The sequence below is a fragment of the Trueperella bernardiae genome, from assembly GCF_030246965.1.
Classification (GTDB): Bacteria; Actinomycetota; Actinomycetes; order Actinomycetales; family Actinomycetaceae; genus Trueperella; species Trueperella bernardiae.
The window spans coordinates 337,059-363,023 of sequence record NZ_CP127099.1; the positions used below are offsets into that span (position 1 = coordinate 337,059).

The following is a 25,965-nucleotide window of genomic DNA, read 5'->3' on the forward strand; positions in this document are numbered from 1 at the left end:
GGCAACGAGCCGGCTAGCGGGGGCCGCCCCGGCCAAGGAGCCCGTCGCGCAGGCCGGCGGCCAACTGGGTGATGCGTTCAGCCCGGCGGTCGGCGACTAGGGAGTGGAAGGCGGCGAACTTCGCCAGCCACACCACGTAGCCTGTCCGCCAGTGCCAGGGCAGGAGCCCTGAGCGCAGCAGGAAGATCGTGTTGCGAGCCAGGTAGTAGCAGCGGATGGGACCGTGGACGTGCACGGGCTGGGTGCGCCCGGGCAGCTGGACGGTTGCGTCCCCCAGCGAGTGTTCGAGCTTGGCGCCCGTGTCCACCACCATCCGGTAGCCGCGCTTGCGAGCGCGCAGGCACCACTCGAGGTCGACGTGGTCGATGAAGTAGGCCTCGTTCATCGGGCCCACCTCCTCCAGAACCCGCATGGGAATGAGGCACCCGGAGGCCAGGAGAAAGGCGGCCTCCACGGCGGGCTGGGCCAGCTCCTCGGCGCTCGCGCGCCGCGGCCCCCAGCGCCGGTCCACGTAGACCAGCTCGTCCCCTCCGGGCTTGTTCTCCGCGATGTATGGGCCCACCGCCCCGATCGGCGCGCCCGTGCCGCCCGTTGCCTCAGCCCCCGTCCCGCGCTCCAGGCGGTCGACGAGCGTGGCGACCATTCGTGCGTCGGGAAGGGAATCCTGGTCGGAGAGCAGCACGTAGTCGACGCCGAGCTTGCGGGCCCGCAGGATCCCGACGTTTTGGGCGTGGGCGATGCCGGTGTTGGTGCCCAGCTCGATGAGCTGCGCCCCCGCGCGTCGTACAGCGTCGGCGATCTCGGCGAGGGCCGCGGGCGCCGAGCCGTTGTCCACCACGACCACCGCGCACTGCCGCGCCAACGCCTCAATGAGGGCGGCAGTGCGCGCATCCGGGCCGTACGTGACGACGACGGCCGCGGCGGACCCCACTACTGGCCGGCCTTGCGGTACTTGGCTTCGACCTCGGCCTTCTGGTGGCGCCACCAGTCCTCGTGGTTCTTGTACCAGGAGATGGTGTCGCGCAGGCCGTCGCGGAAGTCGGTGAAGGTGGGCTGCCAGCCGAGCTCGGACACCAGCTGGGTGTTGTCGATGGCGTAGCGCTGGTCGTGGCCGGGGCGGTCGGCCACGTGGTCGAAGTCGTCTCGGTCGTAGCCGAACTCCTCGAGGATGAGCTGGGTGACCTCCAGGTTCGTCTTCTCCCCATTCGCGCCGATTAGGTACGTCTCCCCGATGCGGCCCTTGTTGATGATGTCCCACACGGCGGTGTTGTGGTCGTGGACGTGGATCCAGTCGCGGATCTGCTCGCCCGTGCCGTACACGCGGGGCTTGACCCCGTCGATCAGGTTGGTGATCGTGCGGGGGATGAACTTCTCGATGTGTTGGTAGGGCCCGTAGTTGTTCGAGCAGTTCGACAGGGTGGCCTCGATGCCGAAAGAGCGCACCCAGGCGCGCACCAGGTGGTCCGAGGATGCCTTGGAGGCGGAGTAGGGGGAGGAGGGCACGTACGGGTCGCCCGCCTTGAACTTGCGGTCCTCGCCGATCTCCAGGTCGCCGTAGACCTCGTCGGTGGAAATGTGGTGAAGGCGCCCACCGTGGCGGCGTAGCGCCTCGAGGATCTGGTAGGTGCCGATGATGTTGGACTGGATGAAGGGCCACGGGTCGCGTAGCGAGTTGTCGTTGTGTGATTCGGCGGCGAAGTGCACGACGACGTCGGCCTCGGCCACGAGCGGGTCGATGACGTCGGGGTCGGAGATGTCGCCCTTAACCAGCTTCACGCCTGCCCCGAGCATCTCAATTGAGTCCTTATTTCCCGCGTAGGTGAGCTTGTCGATGACCGTGACGTCGGCGTTGCGAAGCTCGGATGCGGTGTAGTTGACGAAGTTGGCGCCGATGAAGCCTGCGCCGCCGGTGACCAGTACCTTCATTTTTCTTCCTCCTCCTCGAGGGTTTCGCCGTGGAGGATGGCCTCCGCGGGATCGGTGGCGGGCGTGAATTCGCCAGCCCGGGTGATCGTTTCAGGGTGTGTGCGGGCCACCGCCAACTCGCGGGCCAGGTCTACCAGTCGGTTTTCCAGGATGACCATGCGCCGGTAGGAGACCACGGAGTAGGACAGGAAGGCGATGATCGTCAGGTACAGCAGCAGGTCCACCCCGCGCCCGACGCCCACGAAGTGCGCCACTTTCGTGGTGATCTGCGGGAAAACAATGGTGGCGACGGCGAGGGCGACGAAAACGAGCAGGAGCAGGCGGCGCAGTGCCACGTTCTTCGTGTCCTGCGTGCCGCGCACGAGGTACACGGCCGCCACGAGGACAACCGCGAGGAGGATGAGCTTGATCAGCATGTTTATCGGCTCTCTGTCGGTGCGAAGATCATGTCGGTCAGGATGTTGACGCCGTTGAGCAGGCTCTGACCCTTAGAACGAGAATAGTCGGTGTAGTCGATTGTCACGGGCTCTTCAGCCCACGGCAAGCCCATGGAGGCGAGCTGGTTGATGATCTGGGAGGCGTGGGCCATGCGGTGCATGGTGAGGTCGAGCCGGGTGGCGGCGTCGCGGCGCAGTACTCGTAGGCCGTTGTGGGAGTCAGTGAGGTTCATGCCGGTGCGCGCCCGCGTGACCTTCGCGGCGGTTGAAAGCACGGCCTTCTTCAGCCACCCGGCCTGGTGTTCGCCGGTCAAGAAGCGAGAGCCGAGCACGAAGGCAAGGTCCTCGCGTTCGGCGCGCTCGATCATGCGAGCGGCGTCGGACGTGCGGTGCTGCCCGTCGGCGTCGAAGGTGACGATGTATTTGGCGTCGGTGTAGGTGAGCACCCACGTGATCCCGGTTTGGAGGGCGGCGCCTTGCCCGAGGTTGATGGGGTGGTCGACGACGACCGCGCCCGCGGCGCGCGCCAGCCGTGCCGAGTCGTCTTTCGAACCGTCGTTGACGCAGACGATGTTGGAGAAGGTCTGGCGTGCTTGGCGAACGACGTCGTAGATGACGGTCGCCTCGTTATACAGGGGGACCACGAGCCAACTCACCCGTGCTAAGTCCCGAAAGCCGGCGTCTTGCATGGGATATATTATTGCATAAGGTTCTACGAACCGATTTTTGTGCCTGCCAATACAAGGAGAAATGGATGGCAAAAGCGCGGATCGTTGATTCGGCTGACGTGTCGGATGAGGCGAAGATTGGCGATGGATCCAGTGTCTGGCATCTTGCTCAGGTTCGTGAGCACGCTGTCATTGGCGAAAACTGTGTGATTGGCCGCGGGGCCTACATCGGCGAGGGCGTCGAGATGGGCAACAACTGCAAGGTGCAGAACTACGCGCTCGTCTACGAGCCGGCCAAGCTGGCCGACGGCGTGTTCATTGGCCCGGCCGTGGTGCTCACCAACGATCACTACCCGCGTGCGGTGAACCCCGATGGCTCGTTGAAGTCTGCCTCCGACTGGGAGCAGGTGGGTGTGACGTTGGAGACCGGCGCGTCGGTGGGCGCCCGGTCCGTGTGCGTGGCTCCCGTGACGATCGGGGCGTGGTCGCTGGTGGCGGCTGGCTCGGTGGTCACTCGCGATGTGCCCCCGCACGCCATCGTGGCGGGTGTGCCGGCCAAGCAGATCGGCTGGGTCGGGCATGCCGGCGTCAAGCTGGAGGATGACGGGAACGGGATGTGGACGTGCCCCGCCACCGGAGATACTTACCAAGAATGTGACAACACAATCCGAAAGGTTGCTAAGTAAAAATGGAACGACAGATGATCCCGGCCGCCAAGCCGATCGTGGGCGAAGAGGAGCGCGCCGCGGTTGATGCGGTTCTCGCGTCCGGCATGCTGGCACAGGGCGCGGAGGTTGCCTCCTTCGAGCAGGAGTTTTCCGAGCAGCTCACCCCGGGCGCTGAGGTTGTGGCGGTCAATTCCGGCACCTCGGCCCTTCACATTGGCCTGCTGGCCTCAGGCATCGGCGAGGGCGACGAGGTCATCGTCCCGTCCTTCACTTTCGCGGCAACCGGCAACTCGGTGGCGTTGACCGGCGCGAGCCCCGTGTTCGCCGACATCGAGCCGGACTACTTCTGCCTCGATCCCGATTCGATCCGCGCCTCCATCACCGAGCGCACCAAGGGCATCATGCCCGTCCACCTGTACGGCCACCCGGCGAACATGGTGGAGATCCGCAAGATTGCCGAGGAGTTTGGCCTGCAGATCTTCGAGGACGCCGCCCAGGCTCACGGCGCGTCGCTGAACGGGGAGATGGTGGGCACCTTCGGTTCCTTCGCCGGCTTCTCGCTCTACCCCACGAAGAACATGACCTCCGGTGAGGGTGGCATGATCTCCACCAAGGATCCACAGATCGCCCGCCGCGCTCGCCTGCTGCGCAACCAGGGCATGGAGGTGCAGTACCAGAACGAGCTGGTGGGCCTCAACAACCGCATGACGAACATTCACGCCGCCATTGGCCGCGTGCAGCTGCGCAAACTTGAGGGCTGGACGAAGATCCGCCAGGAGAACGCCGCGTTCCTGAACGCTAACCTGGAGGGCGTCGTCGTGCCGCCGGTGGCCGAGGGGGCCGTGCACGTCTACCACCAGTACACCATTCGCGTGGCAGACGATCGCGATGGCTTCGCGAACGCCCTGCGCGAGGAGTACAAGGTGGGCTGCGGCGTGTACTACCCGATTCCGAACCACCGCCTGCCTTCGCTGGCGCACTTCGCACCGGGCCTGGAGCTGCCGAACACGGAGGCGGCCGCCAAGGAGGTCATCTCCCTGCCGGTGCACCCGTCGCTCAGCCAGGAGGACCTTGACCGGATCGTCGAGGCCGTCAACGCCGTGGCGAAGGCTGGTGCCTAATGACTTTGCGTTACGGACTGATCGGCCTGGGCTCGATGGGTCGCCACCACGCGCGCAACATTCGCGCGCTGGAGGGCGCCGAGCTGGTGGCCGTTGCTGACCCGTATGGGGACAAGTTTGGCGTGGCGGGGGACCTGGAGGTCCTTCCCGACGTCGACGCGCTGATTGACGCCGGCATCGACGCCGCCATGGTGGCCGTGCCCACCGGGCAGCACGCCGAGGTGGCCCTCAAGCTGGCGGAGGCCGGCGTTCACACGATGGTGGAAAAGCCGCTGGGCTCCACGATCGAGGAGGGCAAGGCGATGGTGCAGGCCTTTGAGTCCAAGGGGCTCGTGGGCGCGGTGGGCTACGTGGAACGCTGCAACCCGGCGCTGCTCGAGATGCGCCGCCGGATCGCCGAGGGCCAGCTGGGCAAGGTCTACCAGATCACCACCCGCCGCCAGTCGCCGTTCCCGGCGCGCATCGCGGACGTGGGCGTGGTCAAGGACCTGGCTACCCACGACGTCGACCTCACGGCGTGGGTTGCCGGCTCAAAGTACGCTTCCATCTCGGCTCAGACGGCGCACCGCGCCGAGCGCGAGTACGAGGATCTGGTGACGGCGTCCGGCAAGCTGGAGAACGGCGTGCTGGTTAACCACCTGGTCAACTGGCTCACCCCGTACAAGGAGCGCCAGACCGTGGTGCTGGGCGAGCACGGCGCGCTCGTGGCCGATACCACGATGGGCGACCTGACGTTCTACGAGAACGGCTCGCTGCCGCTCGGCTGGGATCAGATCTCCGCCTTCCGCGGCGTTTCCGAGGGCCAGGTGATCCGCTACGCGTTCGAAAAGCGCGAACCGCTGGCAGTGGAGCACGAGCATTTCCGGGACGCGATTCTGGGCAAGGGGTCGGAGCACGTGACGATGAAGGAGGCGCTGACCACCATGGAAGTGGTGCAGGCGATCCTGGATTCGGCCGCGGCGGACGGGGAGGTCCGGAACTTCTAGGCCACGAAGCAGATAGCTAGGAAGCAAAGGTGGGCGGGAGCTGGAGCTCCCGCCCACGCGTGTTTGCGGCCTCCCCGGGCGCTTTGCGGCTACGGCTCGAGGAGGCGGGCGAGGGTCGCGGCGAAGTGGCTGTAGTTCTCGTCGGCGCGAGCCATGGACTCCCATGTGGCTCGCGCGCCGGAGCTCAGCCTGTCGTATTCTGCGGGTTCCATGTCGATCAGCGAGGACAGGGCGTCGGCCAGGTCGCCGACCGCGGCGTCGCCGGGGATGAGGCGGCCGTTGTTGGCGTGGCGCACGAGCTCGCCGGTTCCTCCCACGTTCGTGGCAATGGCCGGGATGGCGAAGGAGAAGGCCTCCATGATCGAGACGGGCACGCCCTCGGTGGTGGAGTAGTTGACGAAGAAGTCCACGGGCTGGGTGGCGTAGTGCTCGAACAGGTCTGGGTTCGAGATCTGCCCGATGAGGGTGGTGATGTCCGCGATGCCGAGTTCGTTCACGAGCGCGGCGAGTTCGCGGGCGGACGCCTCGCCGGAATCGCCGATGTGGGTCCATCGGAACTCCCCTGGCCGCCTGCGGTGAAGCTCGGCCATGGCGCGCGCGATATCGGGCACGCGCTTGAGCGACGCCAGCGAGGAGCAGGAGAGGAAGCGGACGGGGGCGCCCTTCGCCCGTGTGACCTCGGCGCCCGGTGCGCGGGTCCCGAGGCGCTCGATGGAGAGCTTGTCCGCGGCGAAGGGGGTGTTCGCAAGGATCGAATCGTAGGCGGAGCGCGAGATGGGGTAGACGGCGTCGACGTGCGTGGACAGGTACGGGCGGGCGGGCAGATATCCGAGGATCCCGCGGGAGGGGTAGGCGTCGTAGCTGTGTGCGCGGGAGACGGCGCGGATCTGCCCGGTGAAGTAGTGCTCCTTGAGCAGGCTCGCCACGGCCGCCTGCTTGAAGAGCCAGTAGCCGTAGGTGACCGTGGGGGCCGCAGGGTCGACGCCGGCGTCGTGCAACGCCGCGGCCGTGCGCTCGTAGAAGCCGAGCGCGGTGACGGCGAAGCGGAGGTCGAGCGCCAGGTGCTGCGGCAGGCCGAACCGCGCGATCCTCTCGGTCAAGGAGCGGATCGCGCGCCGGGCGGCGCCCGACACGCGGGGGTCGCCCGGGCGTGCCATGTCGACCAGCGTGGCGTTGGCGGGCAGGGCGCGGGTGGTGCCGTCGCTGTGGCTGAGGTCGATCGGCACCACGTAGATCCTGTCGAACGATCGGGCGAGGTGCTCGATCTCGGATTCGAGGAACTGCTCGCCCGGGTTGTACGGAAAGTGGCTGGTGATCAGTACGAGCTGGCTCATGACCTGTCCTCGATTGCGGCGTCGTAGGCGTGGCGGAGGGTGCGCACAAAGGCGTCCATCGATACGCGCGATCGGGCGATTTCCCGGATGTGCGCGCGGTCGTAGCGGGAGGTGGAGTGGACCATGTCGGCCATCGCGGCGACAAGCGCCGGCTCGTCGTCGATGGGGATCACGACGCCGGTGCCCGGCACTGTCTGGAACAATCCGCCAGGTGTTGCCGAGGCGATCGACGGTAAGCCGGTGGCCTGTGCCTCGGAAAACACGGTCCCCCCACTTTCCGTGGCAGATACCAGCACATGGCAGTCGGAGGCGGCCATGAGCGCGGGGACGTCGGCGCGCGCGACTGGCCCGAGGAGGTCCACGCGATCGGAAACGCGCAGGCTCGCGGCGAGGTTCGCGTGTGCCGCGATGAGGTCTGGGCTTCCGCCCGCGATGCGGAGGCGGACGTGCGGCTCCTGCCCGCAGACTTTGGCGAAGGCCCGGATCGTCAGGGCCGTGCGCTTGTTGTCGTCAAGGGACGAAACGTGGACAAAGGTGAACTCGCCGCGCGGTGATTGCGGGATGGCGATGTCAAAGAAAGCCTGATGTGCCGGCGGCGCAACAGAGCTGAATGGCGCGCCGTAAAAGGCGGTGAACTCCTGCGCCATCCCGTTCGACACCGTCCAGCGTGAATGCGCGCGCTGAACGGCGGCGTCGATCGCGCGAAAACGGGCCGTTCCCTTCCGGCGCGTCAGGGAGGAGGGGCGGTGCTCGGTGAGCACGTAGGGGACGTCCCAGATCTTTGCGAGCTCGCGGGCGAGGAGCGCGCCCGGGAAGACCGAGTGGGCGTGGAGAACCTGGGGCTTGCCCCACGTCTGCTCGTACGCCGCGGCGAGGCGCCGCGCGAGAAGGGAGAGCCGTAGCGGCTCCCCGGGGAGGCGCTCGTGGATATTCGTGGGCCAGGCGGTGGCCACGATCCCGGATTGATCGATCGTCAGCGGCGAGGACCGAAGCGCCTTCCAGCTTCGTGGCTCGGCCACGATCACGCCGACTCTGAGGCCGGACGAGCGCAGGCCCGCAACCTGCTCGGCGAAGAAGCTGCCGGTGTGGGGGGACTCGGGCGTCGGATACCATGACGGCACCCAGAGGGCGTGGGACAGGGTCATGGCTCAACACTATCGCGAGTGGCGAGTTTGACATAGCGGGAGGCGGCCAAGGGCAGAGCCACTCGATAGGATAACGCTTATGTGCGCGCATGTTGAGATAGCTGACCCCGGCCAATGGGAGACCGTCGAGGCCGGCAACGGTACGCTACTGTGGCGGACGGCGGTCGGCGGTCAGCGCCCGCAGGGCCTCCCGGCACCGGACCGGATCCTCGACTGGATCCGCGCGCAGCGCGGGAACTGGGCGGCCATCTATATGACGGACGATGCCGCCTACCTCATGACCGATCAGGCGCGCTCGTTCCCGATCCATGTGGCCATGGGCTCGCCGTCCGTGGTGTCGTCCTCCATCGAAGCCCTGCGCGCCCGCGTTTCCTTCGTGCGCAACGACGACGCCGCGCGGGAGTTCCTCCACAGCGGTTACGTGCTCGGCGCCGACACGCTGATCGAGGGCGTCACGTCGCTACCCACGAGCACCGTGGCCGTGTTGCGCGGCTCTTCCATGACCCAGCATCAATACGTCAACTTTTACAGTGAGCATTCGACCGATTCGACCTCCTTCTGGGCGGCCGTGAAGGACGAGCTCCGCGCGGCCTACGCCGATCTGATCGAGCGCGCGGGCGGGCGCCAGCTCCTCATCCCGCTCTCGGGAGGGATCGATTCACGCCTCCAGCTCGCGGTGCTGCGGGAGCTGAAGGCCCCCAACGTTCTGACCTTCACCTACGGCCGGAAAGGGTCAGCCGAGGCGGGCATCTCGCAGCGCTCGGCCGACGTGGCGGGTTTTCCGTGGGTCTTCATCGAGCAGGACGGCCCGCGGGTCAAGCAGGCGTGGAACGACGGCGCCAACGTCGCCTTCCTCCGCGCCGCGTGGGAAGGCAACGCCCTCCCGCACATCCAGGACTGGTACGCGCTCGGCAGGCTGAAGGAACACCCGGACGTGGAGGGCGGAGCCATCGTGCTGCCGGGCCACACCGTGGTCGGAAACCAGCATCACGCCCACCTGCTCGATCCCAACTCCGAGGCGACGAAGGCCGATGTCGCGCGGGCCCTGGCCGAGAACCACCTGGCGTTGCAACGCCGTCCCGGCAGCGCTCTCTCCACCCCCTACACCAGGACCAAGGTGAAGGCCTTCCTCGACCAGTGGTGGGGTGGCGGCGACCCGCAGCGGCGCGCGGACATCATGCACCACTTCAATGTGGACAATCGCCAGGCCAAGTACATCTCCAACTCGGTGCGCGCCTACGAATACTTCGGGTTCGACTGGGCGTTGCCGATGTACGAGCGGACCTTCCACGAGCTGTGGCTGAGCGGGCCGTCGTCGATTTACCATCCGGATCGGGCGGAGTACCGGACGTTCACGGATCGGTGGTTTGCGGACGTGACGGGCGAGACCTTCGGCTATTTCCGCATGGCTCCGGCGCCGCGCATTTCGCGGGGCAGGCAGCAGTTGCTGGCGATCGCGAAGGCGATGCGGGTGGTCGACACGGTCAACTTCCTCAACTCGGTCAAGACTCAGCTCCATCATCCGATGGGCTTCGAGGGCTTCGCGTATGGCCTGTCCGAGCGGGCGCTCGCCGTCAGGCTCCTGCGCGGCCAGACCCTCTTTGGCCTATTCGCCGAACTCTTCCTCGCGAACGCGTGGGTGCCCGGCCAGGATGTCGTCCCGCCGGCGCAGGGGGCCAAGTAGCATGTCGCGTGCGTGGGCATGGGCGTCGAGCGAGCTGTCGCGCCGTCCCGTCATGAAGAACATCCTGGTTCTCCTCACGGGATCGACCCTCGCCCAGATCGTCGCGATGGTCATCTCGATCTTCACCGCGCGCATCTTCACCCCGGAGGACTTCGGGGCGTTCGGCATCTACGGCTCGATCACGGGCGTGCTGGTGACGGTCGCGTCGTTGCGCTACGACATGACGATCGTGTTGCCGGATTCCGACGACGAGGCGCGGGTGATCGGCAAGCTCGCCACCCGGATCAACCTGGCGATATCCATATCCGCGGCGGTTCTCGCCTTCCTCCTGCGCGACGTCGTCTACGACGTGTGGGGAAACGAGATCGTGGCCACCTGGTTGCCCCTTGGCGGCCTCACCGTTTTCCTCCTGGCCCAGGTCAACATCCTGTCCTACTGGCACAACCGCAAGCGCAACTACAACGTCATCTCCATGAACAGGGTGGAACAGACCATCGGCTCGGCCGGCGGCCAGCTCGCCTTTGGCCTGGGCGGCATGGCGTCGATGGCGGGTCTGCTTCTGGGCACCCTCCTTGGCCAGGTCTGGGCCTTCTTCCGGCTCGGCATCAGCGCCCGCGACTTCCGATCCCCGGTGGGCCCGGACGCGCCGTCGATGCGCGCGGTCGCGACGACGTACAAGAAGATGCCACTGCTAAACCTTCCGAACGCACTCATCGATTCGGTGAGGGTCAATGGCATCCAGATGCTGGTCGGCCTGGTCGCGGTGGGCAGCCTCGGCCAGCTGAACCTGGCGTGGCGGACCTTGCAGGTGCCGATCTCGTTGATCAACGGCGCCGTGTCGCAGGTCTTTTACCGGGAGCTTGCGGAGGTCAAGCCCGGAAACATGGTGAGGCTGGTCCGCAAGACTGCCGTGAGGTCGTTCCTCTTCGGCATGCCCCCGTTCATCCTCCTCTACCTCATCTCTCCGTGGCTGTTTACGTTCGTCTTCGGCGCCCAGTGGGACCAGGCGGGCGACTTCGCGCGGGCGCTGACCCCGTGGCTGGCGATGCAGCTCATCACCTCGCCGATCTCCACCGTCTTCGTGGTCACGTCCAAGCAGCACTGGATGCTCATCTTCTCGATAGTATTTTGCGTAGCGCCGCTCACCGTGCTCGCGCTCAATCCTTTCGGCCTGATTGGAACGATCACCGCGATGAGTTGGATCATGGCCGTGCTCTTGGCCTTCATGATCCTCATGGCTGTGTGGGCCTCCCGCGCCTATGACCGCACTGTCATCGAACACGAAGGAGACGAGTGATGAAAGAACTCATCGTGTACCACGCCCCCTACCCGATGGACTGGAACGCGACCACGGCCTCGCGTATCCGGCCCGCACGCATGCTGGAGGCGTTCCGCGAGCGCTACGAGGTCCACGAGATCATCGGCTACCCGGCGGATCGTCGTCGTGCCTTCGCGGAGCTGAAGAAGCGGGTCAAGGCGGGGGACAAGGTAGCCTTCGCCTACTCCGAATCGTCCACGCAGCCCAATCTCCTGGCGACCTCGGTCAAGAAGGGCGTGGACCCGCTCCTTGAGCAACGAATCTTTACCTACCTCAAACGCCACGGCATCCCGCTGGGCCAGTTCTACCGCGACGTGTATTGGATGTTCCCCGACCAGCTCACCACCGTGCCGCCGATCCGCAAGGCGATCATGCGCTGGCTGTACAGGTATGACCTGCGCGTTCTCGACCGAGCCGGGGCTCACCTCTTCGTGCCGAGCGACAAGATGGGCGAGATGCTTCCGGCCTTCGCGGGCCGTTTCAGCGCCCTGCCGTCCGCCACGACCCCGGTGGATTCCTCCTACCCCGCGAACCTGTCGCTGTTCTACGTGGGCGGCATCGGCCCGCACTACCAGATGCATGAGCTGTTCAAGGCGGTCGCGTGCGTGCCGGAGGTGCGCCTGACGGCGTGCTTCCCGGTGGCCGGGTGGGACTCGGTCAAGGACGACTACGAGCAGTACATGGGCGGCAACATCCGGGTAATTCACGCGAGCAACAAGGAACTGCCCCCGTACTACGCCGATTCCTCCGCCGCGCTCCTCTTCGTTCAGCCGAGCGAGTACCGCGATTTCGCGGCTCCGATGAAGTTCTATGAGGCCCTTTCGTTCGGCAAGCCGATCATCACCACCCGCGGCACGCACGCGGGGCGGGAGAGCGAGCGCCTGGGCGTGGGCGTGGCGATCGACTACGACGCCGACGCGCTGACGGCGCTCCTGCACTCCTGGCTCGACAACCCCCAGCTGCTTGAAGACCTGCAGGCTCGCGCCCGCGAGGTGCGCCTAAGCGAACGGTGGTCCGACCGCGTCTCGCAGGTCGCGGCGCAACTGCGCAGGGCGTAGGGGGCTCAGCGACCTACTTCGCCGAGCTCAGTACCTCGACCACACGGTCGGCCGCGTGCCCGTCGCCGTACGGCGTGGCATCCGTGTCGGCAGGCCGAGGGCGTGAGGCCGCCTCAATGAGCGCGTCGCCCGGCTCTACCAGAGTGTTCCAGCCGAGCTGAACCGTCTCCACCCATTCGGTCTCGGTACGAACCGTGGTGCAGGGGGTGCGCAGGAGGAAGGCTTCCTTCTGGAGACCGCCCGAATCGGTGATGACGCCGCGGGCGTGGCGCACCGTGGCGAGCAGCTGGCTGTAAGGCACCGGCGGGTGGGTGACCAGATTGCCCCCGCCCAGGGTGAGGCCGTGCTCCGCGCACTTGGCCACCAGGCGCGGGTGAGCCAGGATCACCACGGTGTGGTCAACCTGTTCGAGCGAGGACAGGACGGCGGCGAGGCGCTCGCGGTCGTCCGTGTTTTCCGCGCGGTGGATGGTGGCGATGGAGAACGTTCCGTTCTCCAGACCTAACTCGGCGGCGATCGGCGAGTAGTCCTCATCGAGCTGGGCCACCTCGGTGAGGAGGACGTCGGTCATGACGTCGCCCACCACCACGGTGCGCTCGGCGAGCCCCTCGTGTGCCAGGTGCTCGGCGGCCACCTGGGTGGGAGCAAGCAGGATGTCAGCGGCGTGGTCGGTGAGCACACGGTTATGTTCCTCGGGCATGAGCCTGTTAAAGGAGCGCAGGCCGGCCTCGAGGTGGGCGATGGGGAAGTGGAGCTTGACGGCGGAGACGGCGGCGGCGAGCGTGGAATTCGTATCCCCGTAGACGAGCACCCAGTCGGGCTTATACTCCATGAGCACGCCGTCAAGCTTTTCTAGCATCCTGCCGGTCTGCTGGCCATGGGTGCCCGAGCCGACGCCGAGGTGGACTTCGGGGGCCGGGATGCCGAGCTCCTCGAAGAACACGTCCGAGAGCATCGGGTCGTAGTGTTGGCCGGTGTGGACGATGATGTGCTCGACTCCAGCGCGCTCACAGGCATGGGCGATGGGGGCAAGCTTCACGAATTGGGGTCGTGCGCCTACGACGCTTAAGATCTTCATGTTCACATGATAGGCCATCGGCAGGAGGTACGTTGTTTCTAAGTGCGTGGGTGCACGCCATTCCAGCGTTTAGCCTCCTATTGTTGGTCCTGGTCATCCCGGGATTTGTCAACCTCCTCTTCCTTCGGATATCCCCGCGATGGTCGCTTCTGCTCAGCCCCGCCTGGTCGCTGGCCATCTATGGCGTGAGCGGCGTGATCTTCGGCGCGCTCGAGCTGCCGTGGAACCTATGGAGCGTCATCGCCTTCACGGTGGGCACCTGGGTCTTCTCCGCCCTCCTGGGCGCCGTCGTCGTCGGCAAGGGTACGACAGATCCTCGACACCCGGATCCGTGGTCGCGATCGTCCTACCTGCTGCTCGCCACCGGTGCGCTCATCGCGTTCCTCGCGCTCGTGCTCCCCGTGCTGGCGCAGGTCGCACCGGACACGCTCAACCCAAACTCGGACCCCATGTACCACTACAACGGTGCTCGCGCGGTCGAGATGAACGAGAACGCCTCGATGCTCGGCGGGATGGCGGGTCTGTACGGGATCCTGGTCAAGTCGATCACCTACCCGCCGGCATGGGCCGCTGTGGTCGCCCTCGCCTCAACGGGCTCCGGGGTGGTGGTGGCGAGCCACACGTTGGCCTACGTACTCGTTCCCCTGCTGTGGGTGATCGGCCTTGCCGCACTGGGCCGCGTGCTGTTCGAGCGTCGCCCCGCCGTTGCCGCACTGGTGGCACCCGCGTCTCTCCTCTTCCCCGTCTTTCCAGGCTATCTGACGATCTCCACCGGCTTTTGGCCGAACTCCCTCGCCCTGTCGATCCTCCCGACAGTCATGGCTTTCGGTGTCGTCGCCATGAGAAAGGTGAGGCTCAGTGATCACAGGAGCCGCGTGGGCCTGAGGCTCGCCCTCATCCTGCTCACCGCTATCGCAGGTGCCTCGTTTGCGCACCCCAGTGTCCTGTTCACCCTGCTGTGGATCGGGGTCCCGTCCGCCTTCGTGTGGGTGGTGGGCGTGCTGGTCCGCAGAATCCGCCACAACGCGGACCACAAGGTCACGGCCCTCATTTCCGCGGGCCTCATCCTTTCCGCTCTGGTCGCCCTCCTCTTCTTCCTGCATCCGCGCGTGCAGCAGTACATGTCGCGCCCGTTCACTCGCGAGTTCACCGACGTCCCGCGCCGCCTCATCACATCGATCATCCTCAGTTCTTCGGGCACAAACCTGGTGCTTAACCTCGGACTCGCCGCGCTCATCTTGATTGCACTCGCGTGGGGCGCCTCACGAGCCGTACGCGCCGGCCAGGGGTGGATACTGGCCGCGTGGGTGGCACAGTGGCTGGCCATCCTCGGGGCGCTGCTCCCGATCGGCTTCTTCACCCGGGTTGCGGGGATCTGGTACCACGACACGTACCGGCTCCTTGCGGTCCAGACCATCTTCGCCTCGCTCCTCATCGCGCTGGCGATGCACCACCTCTTCGAGCTGCTCGGCAACCGCTTCGCGCCGCTCCGGAAGCCGTGCGCGTGGGGCGCCTACATCGGGGGAGCCGCCGTGGTGATCTTCGCCGGATCGTTGGTCTTGCGCGTGCCCTCGATCTACAGCGAACTCAAGGCGCCCGTCGGCGAGGATCGCCTGATTCAGAGCCAGGAGGAGCTCGACTTCATCGAGTCCCTGGACGATTACGTGCCCGAGGGCGCGGTGATTGTGGGCGACCCGACCACGGGACTCGTCTACGCGCCTGCCTTCGGCGACGTCGCCTCCGTCTGGAGCCAGATTAACATTCGAGACCTTGACATCGACGGCAACTACCTCGCCCGTTCCTTTAACCAGATACACACCTCGAAGCGCGTGTGCGAGGTCTTGAATTACTACGGCATCCGCTATTTCTACGAGGACGCACCGATCACCTTCAAGGGCGTGGACCGCAGGGAGGTCATGCCCGGGTTCTACGACGTCGACACGAGCGGCTTCACGCTTCTCGCCCAGGCTGGCGATGCCAAGCTGTGGGAAATTGACGCGTGCCAGTACGAGGTTCCCTCCCTCCAGCGCTGGAACCTCGTTACCCGAACCCGGTCGTATCTGGAGACTCTCACGGGTAATATCCCAGATAATCTCCCGCTTCAGTTGCGCAATGGTATCCACTTTGTGGGGCCGGACATCTACTAGGAATGGAGGCACGAATGAAGTGCGTCATCGTTTCCCGTATCTACGTGCCCGAGCCGGCCGCTGCGAGCTTCCGCCTGCGCGCCCTCGCCCGGGCGATAGCCGAGGACGGCGGTAAGACGCTGGTTATCACCAGCGACATCCCCAACGCTCTGACCGAGACGGGCAACGAGCCGGGGATCCGGGTCAGCCGGCGCCGCGTGCTCCGTGACTCGGAGGGGTATGTGCGCGGCTACCTGCCCTACATGAGCTTTGACCTGCCGGCCTTCGTGCGCCTGCTCGCCGTGCCGCGCCCCGACGTCGTGATCTGCGAGCCGCCGCCCACCACCGGTTTCTTCACGCGGATCGCCTGCACGATCCGTCGCATCCCCTATGTCTACTACGTGCCGGACATCTGGGCGGACGCGGCACAGACCTCCGCGCCCGCGCCGGTGGTCAAGGTGTTGCGCTGGGTGGAGAACTGGGCTATCGGGGGAGCGGCGCATGTCGTCACCGTCTCCGACGCGGTGGCCGCCCGCCTCGGCGAGCTCGGCCACACGCACGTGACTGTGGCCACCAACGGGATTGACACCGACGTGTTCACGATGGAAGGCCCCACGCCTGCCGACGCCGAGGGGCCGTACTTCGTGTACGCGGGGACGGCCTCTGAGTGGCAGGGGGCGGAAATCTTCGCCCAGGCCATGCGCAAGGTTCACGCCCAGCGCCCGGATGCGAAGCTCGTGTACCTCGGCCAAGGCAGTTCGGCCGAGGCGATCGACGCGATCGCGCGCGAGCTACCCACGGGTGTCATCACCCAGCTGGGCCGGGTGGATGCGCAGGAGGCGGCCGCCTGGCAGCGCGGTGCGGTCAGCGCGCTGGTGTCGATCAAGCCGGGACTCGGCTACGACTTCGCAATGCCGACCAAGGTCTACTCGGCCCTGGCGGTGGGCACCCCCGTTGTCTACTGTGGCCCTGGCCCGTTGCGCGAGCCGATCGTCAGCGAGCGCCTGGGGGCGGTGGTTGCCTACGACGTCGATGAGGTCGCCTCGGCCATGCTGGCCGCGCTTGAGAAGCCTCGGGGCGATGAGGATCGCCGGCGCCGAAGGGCGTGGGTGGTCGAGTCCCACTCGCTGCGGCAGACGGGCCGCACGGCCCTGGAGGGCGTCAAGCGGGCTCTGAGCCCCCGAGCAACTCGCCAATAATCGAGTCGATCGTACGCGACTCGTTCTCGAAGGAGAGCTCGCGCGCGCAGGCTGTCGAGGCCCGCTTCCACTGCTCCACCTGCTCTCGCGTCAGGCTCTGGATGGCATTCACGATCGTGTCGTGCTCGAAGTCCTCGGTCACCAGGCCGAGCCCGTAGCGCTTCACGAGCCGCGCCATCTCCACGGTGGGTCCGACGGCCACGGCGAGCCGAGCCTGGATGAAGTCGAAGATCTTGTTGGGCAACGTCAGGCGGGCGTTTGTGTTGAACGGTGGGATCCAGAAGATGCCCACGTCGTAGGCGTTGAGCGTGGCGGGCAGCTCGTCCGGCTTGACCGGGCCGTGGAAGGTGATGCGCGGGTTATCGCCGGCGATCTCCTTAAGCTTGCGCAGGTAGGCGCCGCCGTCGTTCGCCGGGATGAGGTAGAGATCAAGCGTGACCTTATCGCCCGCGTCCACGGCCCCGGCGATCATCGCCTCGATGTTGCGCCCGAACACGGCGCCGCCGGAGTGGACCAGCCGGATGACCCCGTCCTCGCGCATGGGGCTGGGCTCGAGGTCAGCGAACGGTGCCATGTTGCGCACGAGCCTGGGAGTAACCCCGTAGCGCTCGCGGTAGAGCGAGGCGATCTCCTCACCCACCGTGGACTGGGCGGCGGTCTGCGGAAGATATGTCTTGCAAGCGTAGTCCATGAACGGCGCCACGAGCAGGCGCCAGGAGGTGACGTGCGTACGCTCCTCGGGCGCCCACTCGTGCAGGTCGGCCCATACGGGTGCCTGCCCGCGCACGGCGAACGCGAGCGGCAGGGCCCGGGCGTCGTTGGCGATCACCAGGTCAAAGGTGCGATCCCCGATGAGCGCGAGGGCCGCACGGGTGCCGGGTGCATCCAACTCCACGGACTTGTGCATGCGCAGTGCGAGCTTGAGCACGCCGAGCGGGGTCTGCGGCAGAGAGACGGCCTTGTCCGGCAGCTGAAGATGCTCATCCGAACCCGCGGGCTTGGGGCCGTAACCCACAGTGGTCACGTGGCCGTGCTTAGCCACCACAGAAATTTCCCGGAGCACGCGTGCGTCCGAGGCGATCTTGGAAAAAGAGATGACGAGGATCCGTGGAGTCATGGGTTAAGCATAGCGCGGGGCTCCGCTAGTCTTGACCCGAAGGAGGAACCGCGTGGGCATGATCATCGACTATCTGGGCCTGATGGCGTACGCCGCCGGCATCGCCGCCGCCTGCTATCTTCCCGGCTTCGTTACCGCACGCGCCGGGGGCGCCTCGCGCGCCGTCGCGCTCGTCCTTGCCCCCGCGCTCAGCTTCGCTGCCGTGGGGCTCGGAGGAATCGCGGCGCATGCTGCCGGCATCCGCTGGGGGTGGCCCGTCTTCCTGGGCGCCGCCGCGTTCCTCGCCGGTGTCTGCGCGCTCGGCCGGCGCGGCATGGCGCCCGTCAACGCCGCGTGGGAGTCCCTGAGGGACCGGGCCGTGGATCGCCCGCGCCGCCTGGCCCTCGTCCTCGCTGCCCTTTTCCTCATCGCCCCCATCCTGGCGCTCATCGACCCGAACGTCCCCAGCTCACAGGCCGACCCCATGTTCCACTACAACGGGGTGAACGCGATCGTCCACACGGGCGACGCCTCCGCCCTGTCCGCGATGGGCTGGAACTACGGCGTGAGTGCCGCGCCCGCCACCTACCCCGTGGTCTGGCACGCGCTCCTCGCCCTCTTCGGCAACTCCCACATCCTGCTTGCCTCGCATGCCTTCGCCTACGTCGTGATTCCGATCGTCTGGCTTGTGGGCATGGATGCCTTCGTGCGCGCCGCACTCCCCGGCCGCCCGCGCGCTGGGGTGGCCGCACCGATCGTCGGGGCGATCCTGCCCTACTTCCCGAACTTCATGACAGTCGCGCGCGGCTTTTGGCCCAACGCCATCGCCGTGGCCGTCATCCCCGCCATCTACGCCGTGGGGATCCTTGCCGTGCGTTCCCTGCCGATGCGGGCCCGCGACGCCGTTGCCCCGGTCACGCTGATTGTCGTTGCCGGCGTCGGGATGGGGCTCGCCCACCCGGGCGCCGTGTTCGCCGCCCTGTGGCCGCTCGTCCCCATCGCGGGCGCGCTCATCGTGGTGGGTACAGTACGCGGGATGCGGGAGCGCTCGCGGATCTGGGCGGTGCTCGCGGTGCTCAGCGCCGCCGTTCTCCTGGTGGGCGGACTGCTCAGCCTCCACCCGCGCGTGCAACTCTTCCTCGCCCGCCCGCACCCGCGCTCCTGGAACACAGCCGAACGCCTTAATACCTTGCGTGAGCAGCTCGCGGACGTGCCCGTGGCGCTGGTCGTGGCCGGCGTGATCGGCGTCGTTATTGCGGTAGCGGCCGTGGTGTTCGTGGCGCGATCGGCGTGGCGGGTGAGCGAGGGGCGCTGGCTCTTGGTGGCGTGGCTGGCGCAGTGGCTCATCGTGTTCGGCGCCTACGTGGACGGTAATGTGTTCTCGGACATCGCCGGCATCTGGTACCACGACCCGAAGCGGGCCATGGCCATCCAGACGATCTTCACGGCCCCGCTCATTGCCCTCGCACTCGAGCAGTGGGTGCGAGGCTGGAGGTTTGGCGTCGTCGTGCTCGCCTCCTTCCTGATTGGTGGCGGTCTGAGGGCTAGCCTCTATGCCGATGCCCGTCCGCCGATCGGTCACGATAAGATCATCGACTCGCGCGCCGAGATCGAGCTACTGTCCTCGCTCGACAAGCTCGTGCCCCCGGACTCGGTCATCCTGGGCGACCCAACTACCGGCATCGGTTACGGACCGGCGTACTCGCGGATCGGCGTCGTCTTCCCGCAGGTCAACTACCGCGCGAAAGATCCCGACGCCGACTACCTGCGCCAGAACTTTGCCAGCCTCGACCCGAAGGTGTGCGAGATCCTGCACACCTACGGAATCGGGTACTACTACTCCGATGCCCCGCTCCTCTTCCAGAAGAAGGACCGGGCGCAGACCTGGCCAGGACTCTACGGCGCCACAAACGGACTGGAAGAAATCGCCAGCACAGGCGGGGGAACCCTGTGGAAGATTACCGGGTGTGGACCGATCCAGCCCACGAACTGGTGGGCGAATCCTCATCGCCTGGCGGCTGCGCATCCGGCGACCACCGATTAGCGCCGAATCCCCCGGAAGGCGACGGCTTTAATGCTAGTGTTGATCGGGCAATGTGGCGGCACATGCCCGCGGAAATGACGTGAGGAATCGTGTGATGAAAGAACTGATGGTCTACCACGCTCCCTACCCGATGGACTGGAACGCCTCAAGCGCTTCGCGCGTCCGGCCCGCCCGCATGCTTCAGGCGTTCCGCGAGAACTACGACGTCCATGAGATTGTCGGCAACCCCAACGAGCGCCGGCGCGCTTTTTCCGAGCTGAAGAAACGGGTGAGGGCGGGCCAGAAGGTGGCCTTCGCATACTCCGAGTCCTCCACGTCCCCCAACTGCCTGGCCACGTCGGTCAAGAAGGGAGTCGATCCCCTGATCGAGCCGCGCATCTTCGCCTACTTCAAGCGCCACGGTATCCCCTTCGGCCAGTTCTACCGTGACGTGTACTGGATGTTCCCCGACCAGCTCACCACGGTGGCGCCGCTACGAAAGTTCATCATGCGGATCCTGTACCGTTTCGACCTGGCGCTCATGGACAAGACGGGCGCCCACCTGTTTGTCCCGACCGCGAAGATGGGGACGCTGTTGCCTGCGTTTTCCGGGCGGTGTACGCCGCTTCCCCCCGGGACGACGCCGGTCGACTCCGCCTATCCCGACCAGCTGTCTCTGTTCTACGTGGGGGGAATCGGCCCGCATTACCGGATGGAGGAGCTGTTCAAGGCGGTCAAACGGGTGCCCGAGGTGCGGCTGACGGCGTGCTTCCCGAAGGCCGGATGGGACTCGGTCAAGGCAGACTACTGGCAATACATGGGCGACAACATCCGGATCGTTCATGCCTCCAACAAAGAGATGCCAGCCTTCTACGATGAGACCTCGGCGGCGCTACTGTTCGTTGAGCCGAGCGAATACCGGGAGTTCGCTGCGCCGATGAAGTTCTATGAGGCGCTGTCCTTCGGCAAGCCCGTTATCACCACGAAGCACACGCACGCGGGCCGCGAGTGCGAACGTCTGGGTGTGGGCGTGGCTCTTGACTACGACGCCGATGCGCTAGAGGCGCTGCTACGCTCCTGGCTCGCCCACCCCGACCAGCTTGCCGCTCTGCAGGCCCGCGCCCGCGAGGTGCGCAATACCGAGCGGTGGCTGGATCGCACGTCCGAGGTCGCCAGGGTCCTGCGCTGAGCGCCGGCGTTCGCGCTGGCCAATTAGCGCATCTCACTTGCCAGCGATGCGCAGATAGCGGCGCCACCTGGCCAGGTGCAGTAGTCTTATATCAGCCAAATAAGGAGTGAATTATGCGTATTGCTGTTATCGCGATGGGCAAGATCGGCCTGCCGCTCGCCGTCCAGTTCGCCGACATGGGCCACGAGGTCATTGGTGTGGACGTGAACGAGGAGACCGTGCGCCTCATCAACGAGGCCACCGAGCCGTTCCCGGGCGAGGCCCACCTGCAGGAGAAGCTCTCCGAGCTGGTTCCGGCCGGCAAGCTCCGCGCAACCACCAACTACGCCGAGGCGATCCCGGATGCTGAGGCAATCGTGCTTGTGGTGCCACTCTTCGTCAACGATGCCACGTGGGAGCCGGACTTCGGCTGGATGGACGCGGCCACGAAGTCCCTGGCTGAGCACCTCACCCCGAACACCCTTATTTCGTACGAGACCACCCTGCCGGTCGGTACCACGCGTGGCCGCTGGAAGCCCATGATCGAAGAGATCTCGGGCCTGACCGAGGGCAAGGATTTCCACCTCGTCTTCTCCCCGGAGCGCGTGCTCACCGGCCGCGTGTTCGAAGACCTGCGCCGCTACCCGAAGCTGGTGGGTGGCCTGAGCGAGGCCGGCACCAAGGCGGCGATCGAGTTCTACGAGTCCGTGCTCACCTTCGACGACCGCCCGGACCTGCCGCGCGAGAACGGCGTGTGGGACATGGGCTCGGCCGAGGCCGCCGAGATGGCCAAGCTGGCCGAGACCACCTACCGCGACGTCAACATCGGCCTGGCTAACCAGTTCGCCGTCTACGCCGACTCGGTGGGCATCGACGTCCAGCGGGTGATCGACGCCTGTAACTCCCAGCCCTACTCTCACATCCACCGCCCGGGCATCGCGGTGGGCGGGCACTGCATCCCGGTCTACCCGCGCCTGTACCTGTCCACGGACCCGGACGCGTCGATCGTGCGCACGGCTCGCCAGTACAACGCTGGCATGCCCGAATACGTGGTGGGCCGAGTCGAGTCCCTGCTCGGCGACCTCAAGGGCCAGAAGGTGGCCGTACTCGGCGCCTCCTACCGAGGTGGCGTGAAGGAGACGGCGTTCTCCGGCATCTTCGCCACCGTCGACGCGCTGCGCGAGCGCGGCGCCGAGGTCACGGTCCACGACCCGATGTTCACCGACGAGGAGCTTGCCACGTTCGGCTGGGACGCCTACCACCTGGGCGAGGAGGTGGCCGCCGTCGTCGTGCAGGCCGACCACGCCCAGTACAAGAGCGTGACTCCTGCCGACTTCCCGGGCATCAAGGTGCTCTTCGATGGCCGCCGCGTGACCGACCCGGCCCTGTGGGTGGGAACCCCGCGCCTGGTGATCGGCGACGCGAACTAGACCGCATAAGCCCGAGGGGCGCCACGCGCGCCCCTCGGGCTTCCCTAAAGAGATCCAAGGAACATAACCACGTGACGATTCTTGAGGAAGTGCGAAGCTCAAAGGAGCTGCTTCGCAATCTCACGCTGCGCGAGATCAAGGGCAAGTACAAGCGCACGGCCCTGGGGCAACTGTGGTCGCTCGCCAACCCGATCGCCCTGATGATCGTCTACAGCTTCGTCTTCGCAATCGTCATCCGAGTCAACGTGCCGCCAGGGTCGCCCTCGGGGCTGGACCTGTTCGTCATCTGGCTCCTGTGCGGGCTGCTTCCCTGGACGTTCTTCTCCAACGTGGTTAACGGCGCGATGGACGCCGTGACGGGGAACGAAAACCTCATCAAGAAGGTCTACTTCCCCCGCTGGGTGCTGGTGGTGTCCAACACCTCCGCGGCCCTCTACCAGCATGCCCTCGAGCTGGCGATCCTGGCGATCGCGATCCTCATCCTCGGCTCGAACATCCTCATCTACATCCCGATCGTGGCAGTGACCACGCTCATGTTGGCTTTCTTCGCCACCGGCCTTGGCTTCTTCGCGGCGATAGCGAACGTGTACTTCCGCGACGTGCAACACTTCATGGGGATCCTCTTCCAGCTCGGCTTCTACGCCAGCCCGATCGTCTACCCGGTCACGTACGTGCGCGACGTTTCGGATTCGGTGGGCCCGATCATCGGCCCGATCTCGATCATCGATATCTACAACCTTAACCCGTTCGTGCACTTCGCTGCGATCTTCCGCAACCTGCTCTACGACGGGCGCTGGCCCGACTGGCCGGTGTTCGGCATCATGGCGCTGGCCAGCGCGGTGGTGTTCGTCTGGGGTTGGCACGCGTTTACCAAGCGCCAGGATTACCTTGCGGAGGTGCTGTGAACGCTGTCGAGGTCCGGGACGTCACGAAGTCCTTCAAGATTTACTCCGAGCGCAACAACACGCTCAAGTCCGCCATCATGCGCGGGCGTCGCTCCGTCCACCAGGACTTCCAGGCACTCAAGGGTGTCTCGCTTGACGTGCCGCAGGGTTCCACGTTCGCGCTGGTGGGCGACAACGGTTCGGGCAAGTCCACCTTGCTCAAGTGCATCGCGAAGATCCTCGTGCCCAACTCGGGCACCATCACCCGCAACGGCAAGATCGCGGCCATGCTCGAGGTCGGTTCCGGCTTCCACCCCGAGCTGTCGGGCCGCGACAACATCTACCTCAACGGCTCTATCCTGGGCATGTCCCGCGCCGACATCGACGCCCGCCTGGATGAGATCATCGCCTTCTCCGGCGTGGAGGCCTTCATTGACCAGCCGGTCAAAAACTACTCCTCTGGTATGTACGTGCGCCTGGGCTTCTCCGTGGCAATCCACACCGAGCCGGACATCCTGCTAGTGGACGAGATCCTCGCCGTCGGGGATGCGGCCTTCCAGGAGAAGTGCACCAAGAAGTTCGTGGACTTGAAGAATGAGGGCCGCACGGTCGTCGTCGTCTCCCACTCCGTTCCGCAGCTGAAGCAAATGGCGGATCACGCCGCGTGGCTCAAGGAGGGCGTGCTGCAAAAGGTGGGCCCGGCCGAGGACGTGCTGGACGACTACGCCGACTCCACCCGCTTCTTCACCGGCATTGACGATGCGGGGCGCGTGCGCTGGGGAAGCGGCGAGGCGCGCGTGGACCAGGTGGAGGTGCTGCGCGGGGACGGCAGCCCGGTGATGGGTTCGGTGCGCACGGGCGAAGAGCTCATCTTCCGCCTGCACTACACCGCCCACGAGCGCATCGAGCGGCCCGTCTTCGGCTTTTCCCTGTCCTCCAACGACGGCACCTACCTGTGGGGCAACAACACCCGCGACCAGCACTTTGACATCGACTTCATCGAGGGTCCGGGCACGATCGACCTGCGAGTGCCGAACCTGGTGCTCCAGCCGGGCCTGTACACGATCGACGGTTCGGTGGTGAACACGACTACCGAGCATGTCTACGACTACGTACGCGAGGCGAACGGGATCGCGGTGCGCAACGGCGTGCCCTTCGAGTCGGGTGGGTATGTGATTTTGGATGGGCGCTGGTCGATGCCCGGCCGCGACGAGCAGGACCACTGGGGACGCCCCGGCAAGCCACACTTGGAGGCATGATGCGGATCGCGATCGTCACCCTTGACACCTTCGGCCAGAAGATGGCCGGCCCCGCCATCCGCGTGTGGGAAATGGCGGGTTTGCTGAGCTCCGAGCATGAGGTGGAGGTCTTCACCTTCGGTGCGGTCGAGCGCGAGGGGGAGGGCTTTCGGCTGCGCCGCACGCGCGTGGAGGACTTCCGCGGTGAGCTTGGGCAACCGGACGTGGTCATCATCCAGGGATACCTGGTGCGCACCTTCCCGTGGCTGGCTACCTCCGCCTTCAAGCTGGTGGTGGACCTGTACGATCCGTTCCACATCGAGTCCCTTCAGGTGGAGCGCTTCCACCCGATGGATGAGCGCCAGCGCGCCATCGACCACGCGCTCGGCGAGCTGAACGCACAGGTGCGCGGCGGGGACTTCTTCCTGTGCGCCTCGAACAAGCAACGCGACTTGTGGCTGGGCCACCTCGCCGCGCTGGGCCGCATCAACCCCCTTACCTACGATGATGATCCGCAGCTGCGCCACCTCATCGACGTCGTTTCCTTCGGAATCTCCTCCACACCGCCGGTGCGGACACGGGCGGCGGTACGCGGGGTGATCGACGGGATCGGCGCGGATGACCGGGTGATCGTGTGGGGCGGCGGGGTCTACAACTGGTTCGACCCGCTAACCGTGATCCGCGCGGTGGACGCCGTGCGCGCCGACGTGCCGAACGTCCGCCTGTTGTTCATGGGCGCCAAGCATCCCAACCCCGATGTGCCCGAGATGCAAATGCTGCGCAACGCCCGCGAGCTCGCCGACCGGTTGGGCCTGACCGACACTCACGTCTTCTTCAACGAGGAGTGGGTGGAGTACGCCGACCGGCACAACTACCTTCTCGACGCCGACCTGGCCGTCTCCGCCCACCTTCCGGGCCTGGAAACCGACTTCTCCTTCCGCACTCGCATGCTCGACTACCTGTGGGCCGGGCTGCCGATCGTGACCAGCGAGGGCGACTTCTTCGCCGAGCTCGTGGCCGAGCGCGGGCTCGGGCGCGCGGTGCCCACGCAGGACGCGGACGCGATGGCCCGGGCCTTCCGGGAGTTCCTCACCGACGACGCCGAACGCGCGGCCTGCGCCCGAAACGTCGCGGAGGTGGCGGCGGACTTCACATGGGAGAGGACCCTGGCGGCACTCGCGGCCTACTGCCGCGACCCGTGGGAGGCTGCCGACCGGCCGCTCGGCCGGCGCGGGCAGGGGGAGCAGGGCCCGGGCCCTGGGCGCGGGTACCGGGTGTTGGCGCGCAAGGCGGTGCGCTCGGTGCGCGAGCGCGGCCTGCGTGCCACGGCCGCGCAGGTGCGGCGATACCTCACGCGCAACTAAGTATGCGGTCCAGC

The 25,965-nt window shown here is 66.2% G+C and carries 22 protein-coding genes; 14 read left to right on the forward strand and 8 right to left on the reverse strand.

The annotated features are described in order from the left end of the window. Positions 1 to 13: 13 nt before the first annotated feature. Genes QPC17_RS01560 through QPC17_RS01575 form a run of 4 tightly spaced genes read right to left on the reverse strand, consistent with a single transcriptional unit; the run spans position 14 to position 3,052 of the window. Positions 14 to 931 carry a glycosyltransferase family 2 protein gene (locus tag QPC17_RS01560; RefSeq protein WP_062613649.1) on the reverse strand — a complete coding sequence of 306 codons (918 nt, stop codon included), beginning with the start codon at positions 929 to 931 and terminating at the stop codon, positions 14 to 16. Continuing rightward, on the reverse strand, positions 931 to 1,926 hold the full coding sequence (rfbB, locus tag QPC17_RS01565) for a dTDP-glucose 4,6-dehydratase (protein ID WP_062613648.1): 996 nt from the start codon (positions 1,924 to 1,926) through the stop codon (positions 931 to 933). The genes QPC17_RS01560 and rfbB overlap by 1 nt, the downstream gene beginning before the upstream one ends. Continuing rightward, positions 1,923 to 2,342: a DUF2304 domain-containing protein gene (locus QPC17_RS01570; protein WP_062613647.1), complete on the reverse strand. Its 420-nt coding sequence runs from the start codon at positions 2,340 to 2,342 to the stop codon at positions 1,923 to 1,925. The genes rfbB and QPC17_RS01570 overlap by 4 nt, the downstream gene beginning before the upstream one ends. A 2-nt stretch (positions 2,343 to 2,344) precedes the next feature. Next, positions 2,345 to 3,052 carry a glycosyltransferase family 2 protein gene (locus QPC17_RS01575; RefSeq protein WP_276786847.1) on the reverse strand — a complete coding sequence of 236 codons (708 nt, stop codon included), beginning with the start codon at positions 3,050 to 3,052 and terminating at the stop codon, positions 2,345 to 2,347. Between the two features lie 65 nt (positions 3,053 to 3,117). Here QPC17_RS01575 and QPC17_RS01580 point away from each other — a divergent pair, with 65 nt between their 5' ends. The 3 genes from QPC17_RS01580 to QPC17_RS01590 are packed head-to-tail and all read left to right on the forward strand — an operon-like array spanning position 3,118 to position 5,806. Further along, positions 3,118 to 3,717, forward strand: coding sequence for an acyltransferase (locus QPC17_RS01580; protein WP_062613645.1), 600 nt, complete (start codon positions 3,118 to 3,120; stop codon positions 3,715 to 3,717). A 2-nt stretch (positions 3,718 to 3,719) separates the two neighbouring features. Next, the gene (locus tag QPC17_RS01585; protein ID WP_062613644.1) at positions 3,720 to 4,820 is read left to right on the forward strand and encodes a DegT/DnrJ/EryC1/StrS family aminotransferase; all 1,101 of its coding nucleotides are present in this window, start codon (positions 3,720 to 3,722) and stop codon (positions 4,818 to 4,820) included. Then, positions 4,820 to 5,806: a Gfo/Idh/MocA family protein gene (locus QPC17_RS01590; RefSeq protein ID WP_285347398.1), complete on the forward strand. Its 987-nt coding sequence runs from the start codon at positions 4,820 to 4,822 to the stop codon at positions 5,804 to 5,806. The genes QPC17_RS01585 and QPC17_RS01590 overlap by 1 nt, the downstream gene beginning before the upstream one ends. 89 nt (positions 5,807 to 5,895) lie before the next feature. On the opposite strand, the gene QPC17_RS01595 is transcribed toward QPC17_RS01590, so the two are convergent. Both QPC17_RS01595 and QPC17_RS01600 read right to left on the reverse strand, forming a co-directional pair. Then, entirely contained in the window at positions 5,896 to 7,140 is a 1,245-nt protein-coding gene (locus tag QPC17_RS01595) for a glycosyltransferase (protein WP_070448098.1), read from the reverse strand. Then, the gene (locus QPC17_RS01600; RefSeq protein WP_070448096.1) at positions 7,137 to 8,285 is read right to left on the reverse strand and encodes a glycosyltransferase; all 1,149 of its coding nucleotides are present in this window, start codon (positions 8,283 to 8,285) and stop codon (positions 7,137 to 7,139) included. Before QPC17_RS01600 ends, QPC17_RS01595 begins: the two co-directional genes overlap by 4 nt. A gap of 79 nt (positions 8,286 to 8,364) precedes the next feature. Between QPC17_RS01600 and QPC17_RS01605 the strand changes: the two genes are divergently transcribed. The 3 genes from QPC17_RS01605 to QPC17_RS01615 are packed head-to-tail and all read left to right on the forward strand — an operon-like array spanning position 8,365 to position 12,345. Then, positions 8,365 to 9,969, forward strand: a complete 1,605-nt coding sequence (locus tag QPC17_RS01605; protein ID WP_070448095.1) for an asparagine synthetase B family protein — start codon at positions 8,365 to 8,367, stop codon at positions 9,967 to 9,969. Position 9,970: 1 nt separating this feature from the next. Next, entirely contained in the window at positions 9,971 to 11,266 is a 1,296-nt protein-coding gene (locus QPC17_RS01610; protein WP_285321292.1) for a lipopolysaccharide biosynthesis protein, read from the forward strand. Next, positions 11,266 to 12,345, forward strand: a complete 1,080-nt coding sequence (locus tag QPC17_RS01615; RefSeq protein ID WP_285347399.1) for a glycosyltransferase — start codon at positions 11,266 to 11,268, stop codon at positions 12,343 to 12,345. The genes QPC17_RS01610 and QPC17_RS01615 overlap by 1 nt, the downstream gene beginning before the upstream one ends. Positions 12,346 to 12,358: 13 nt before the next feature. Here QPC17_RS01615 and wecB read toward each other — a convergent pair whose 3' ends face one another. Then, a complete protein-coding gene (wecB, locus tag QPC17_RS01620) occupies positions 12,359 to 13,423 on the reverse strand; it encodes a non-hydrolyzing UDP-N-acetylglucosamine 2-epimerase (protein ID WP_070448129.1) in 1,065 nt (354 codons plus the stop codon). A gap of 83 nt (positions 13,424 to 13,506) precedes the next feature. On the opposite strand from wecB, the gene QPC17_RS01625 reads away from it, so the two are divergent. Together QPC17_RS01625 and QPC17_RS01630 are read left to right on the forward strand one after the other, a co-directional pair. Further along, positions 13,507 to 15,570, forward strand: a complete 2,064-nt coding sequence (locus tag QPC17_RS01625) for a DUF6541 family protein (RefSeq protein ID WP_285347400.1) — start codon at positions 13,507 to 13,509, stop codon at positions 15,568 to 15,570. A 14-nt stretch (positions 15,571 to 15,584) separates the two neighbouring features. Then, positions 15,585 to 16,748: a glycosyltransferase family 4 protein gene (locus QPC17_RS01630; RefSeq protein WP_285347401.1), complete on the forward strand. Its 1,164-nt coding sequence runs from the start codon at positions 15,585 to 15,587 to the stop codon at positions 16,746 to 16,748. Here QPC17_RS01630 and QPC17_RS01635 read toward each other — a convergent pair. Then, positions 16,711 to 17,865, reverse strand: a complete 1,155-nt coding sequence (locus QPC17_RS01635; protein WP_285347402.1) for a glycosyltransferase — start codon at positions 17,863 to 17,865, stop codon at positions 16,711 to 16,713. The two genes, QPC17_RS01630 and QPC17_RS01635, sit on opposite strands and share 38 nt — an antisense overlap. Positions 17,866 to 17,923: 58 nt before the next feature. On the opposite strand from QPC17_RS01635, the gene QPC17_RS01640 reads away from it, so the two are divergent. The 6 genes from QPC17_RS01640 (at position 17,924) to QPC17_RS01665 (ending at position 25,951) form a co-directional block, all read left to right on the forward strand. Continuing rightward, positions 17,924 to 19,888 carry a DUF6541 family protein gene (locus QPC17_RS01640; protein ID WP_148132427.1) on the forward strand — a complete coding sequence of 655 codons (1,965 nt, stop codon included), beginning with the start codon at positions 17,924 to 17,926 and terminating at the stop codon, positions 19,886 to 19,888. A gap of 94 nt (positions 19,889 to 19,982) precedes the next feature. Next, entirely contained in the window at positions 19,983 to 21,056 is a 1,074-nt protein-coding gene (locus QPC17_RS01645) for a glycosyltransferase (protein WP_082661177.1), read from the forward strand. Between the two features lie 113 nt (positions 21,057 to 21,169). After that, positions 21,170 to 22,465, forward strand: coding sequence for a nucleotide sugar dehydrogenase (locus tag QPC17_RS01650; RefSeq protein ID WP_062613634.1), 1,296 nt, complete (start codon positions 21,170 to 21,172; stop codon positions 22,463 to 22,465). 71 nt (positions 22,466 to 22,536) lie between these two features. Continuing rightward, positions 22,537 to 23,370 (forward strand): ABC transporter permease, encoded by an 834-nt coding sequence (locus tag QPC17_RS01655; RefSeq protein WP_068538812.1) that lies wholly within the window; start codon positions 22,537 to 22,539, stop codon positions 23,368 to 23,370. Continuing rightward, positions 23,367 to 24,608, forward strand: a complete 1,242-nt coding sequence (locus tag QPC17_RS01660; RefSeq protein WP_244899246.1) for an ABC transporter ATP-binding protein — start codon at positions 23,367 to 23,369, stop codon at positions 24,606 to 24,608. Before QPC17_RS01655 ends, QPC17_RS01660 begins: the two co-directional genes overlap by 4 nt. Continuing rightward, positions 24,605 to 25,951 (forward strand): glycosyltransferase family 4 protein, encoded by a 1,347-nt coding sequence (locus tag QPC17_RS01665; protein WP_062613632.1) that lies wholly within the window; start codon positions 24,605 to 24,607, stop codon positions 25,949 to 25,951. Before QPC17_RS01660 ends, QPC17_RS01665 begins: the two co-directional genes overlap by 4 nt. The last annotated feature ends 14 nt before the right edge of the window (positions 25,952 to 25,965 follow it).

Coding starts and splice junctions, on each gene's coding strand:
- rfbB (WP_062613648.1), bottom strand. CDS start 1,926: ATGAAGGTACTGGTCACCGGCGGCGCAGGCTTCATCGGCGCCAACTTC.
- QPC17_RS01570 (WP_062613647.1), bottom strand. CDS start 2,342: ATGCTGATCAAGCTCATCCTCCTCGCGGTTGTCCTCGTGGCGGCCGTG.
- QPC17_RS01575 (WP_276786847.1), bottom strand. CDS start 3,052: ATGCAAGACGCCGGCTTTCGGGACTTAGCACGGGTGAGTTGGCTCGTG.
- QPC17_RS01580 (WP_062613645.1), top strand. CDS start 3,118: ATGGCAAAAGCGCGGATCGTTGATTCGGCTGACGTGTCGGATGAGGCG.
- QPC17_RS01585 (WP_062613644.1), top strand. CDS start 3,720: ATGGAACGACAGATGATCCCGGCCGCCAAGCCGATCGTGGGCGAAGAG.
- QPC17_RS01590 (WP_285347398.1), top strand. CDS start 4,820: ATGACTTTGCGTTACGGACTGATCGGCCTGGGCTCGATGGGTCGCCAC.
- QPC17_RS01595 (WP_070448098.1), bottom strand. CDS start 7,140: ATGAGCCAGCTCGTACTGATCACCAGCCACTTTCCGTACAACCCGGGC.
- QPC17_RS01600 (WP_070448096.1), bottom strand. CDS start 8,285: ATGACCCTGTCCCACGCCCTCTGGGTGCCGTCATGGTATCCGACGCCC.
- QPC17_RS01605 (WP_070448095.1), top strand. CDS start 8,365: ATGTGCGCGCATGTTGAGATAGCTGACCCCGGCCAATGGGAGACCGTC.
- QPC17_RS01610 (WP_285321292.1), top strand. CDS start 9,971: ATGTCGCGTGCGTGGGCATGGGCGTCGAGCGAGCTGTCGCGCCGTCCC.
- QPC17_RS01615 (WP_285347399.1), top strand. CDS start 11,266: ATGAAAGAACTCATCGTGTACCACGCCCCCTACCCGATGGACTGGAAC.
- wecB (WP_070448129.1), bottom strand. CDS start 13,423: ATGAAGATCTTAAGCGTCGTAGGCGCACGACCCCAATTCGTGAAGCTT.
- QPC17_RS01630 (WP_285347401.1), top strand. CDS start 15,585: ATGAAGTGCGTCATCGTTTCCCGTATCTACGTGCCCGAGCCGGCCGCT.
- QPC17_RS01635 (WP_285347402.1), bottom strand. CDS start 17,865: ATGACTCCACGGATCCTCGTCATCTCTTTTTCCAAGATCGCCTCGGAC.
- QPC17_RS01640 (WP_148132427.1), top strand. CDS start 17,924: ATGATCATCGACTATCTGGGCCTGATGGCGTACGCCGCCGGCATCGCC.
- QPC17_RS01645 (WP_082661177.1), top strand. CDS start 19,983: ATGAAAGAACTGATGGTCTACCACGCTCCCTACCCGATGGACTGGAAC.
- QPC17_RS01650 (WP_062613634.1), top strand. CDS start 21,170: ATGCGTATTGCTGTTATCGCGATGGGCAAGATCGGCCTGCCGCTCGCC.
- QPC17_RS01665 (WP_062613632.1), top strand. CDS start 24,605: ATGATGCGGATCGCGATCGTCACCCTTGACACCTTCGGCCAGAAGATG.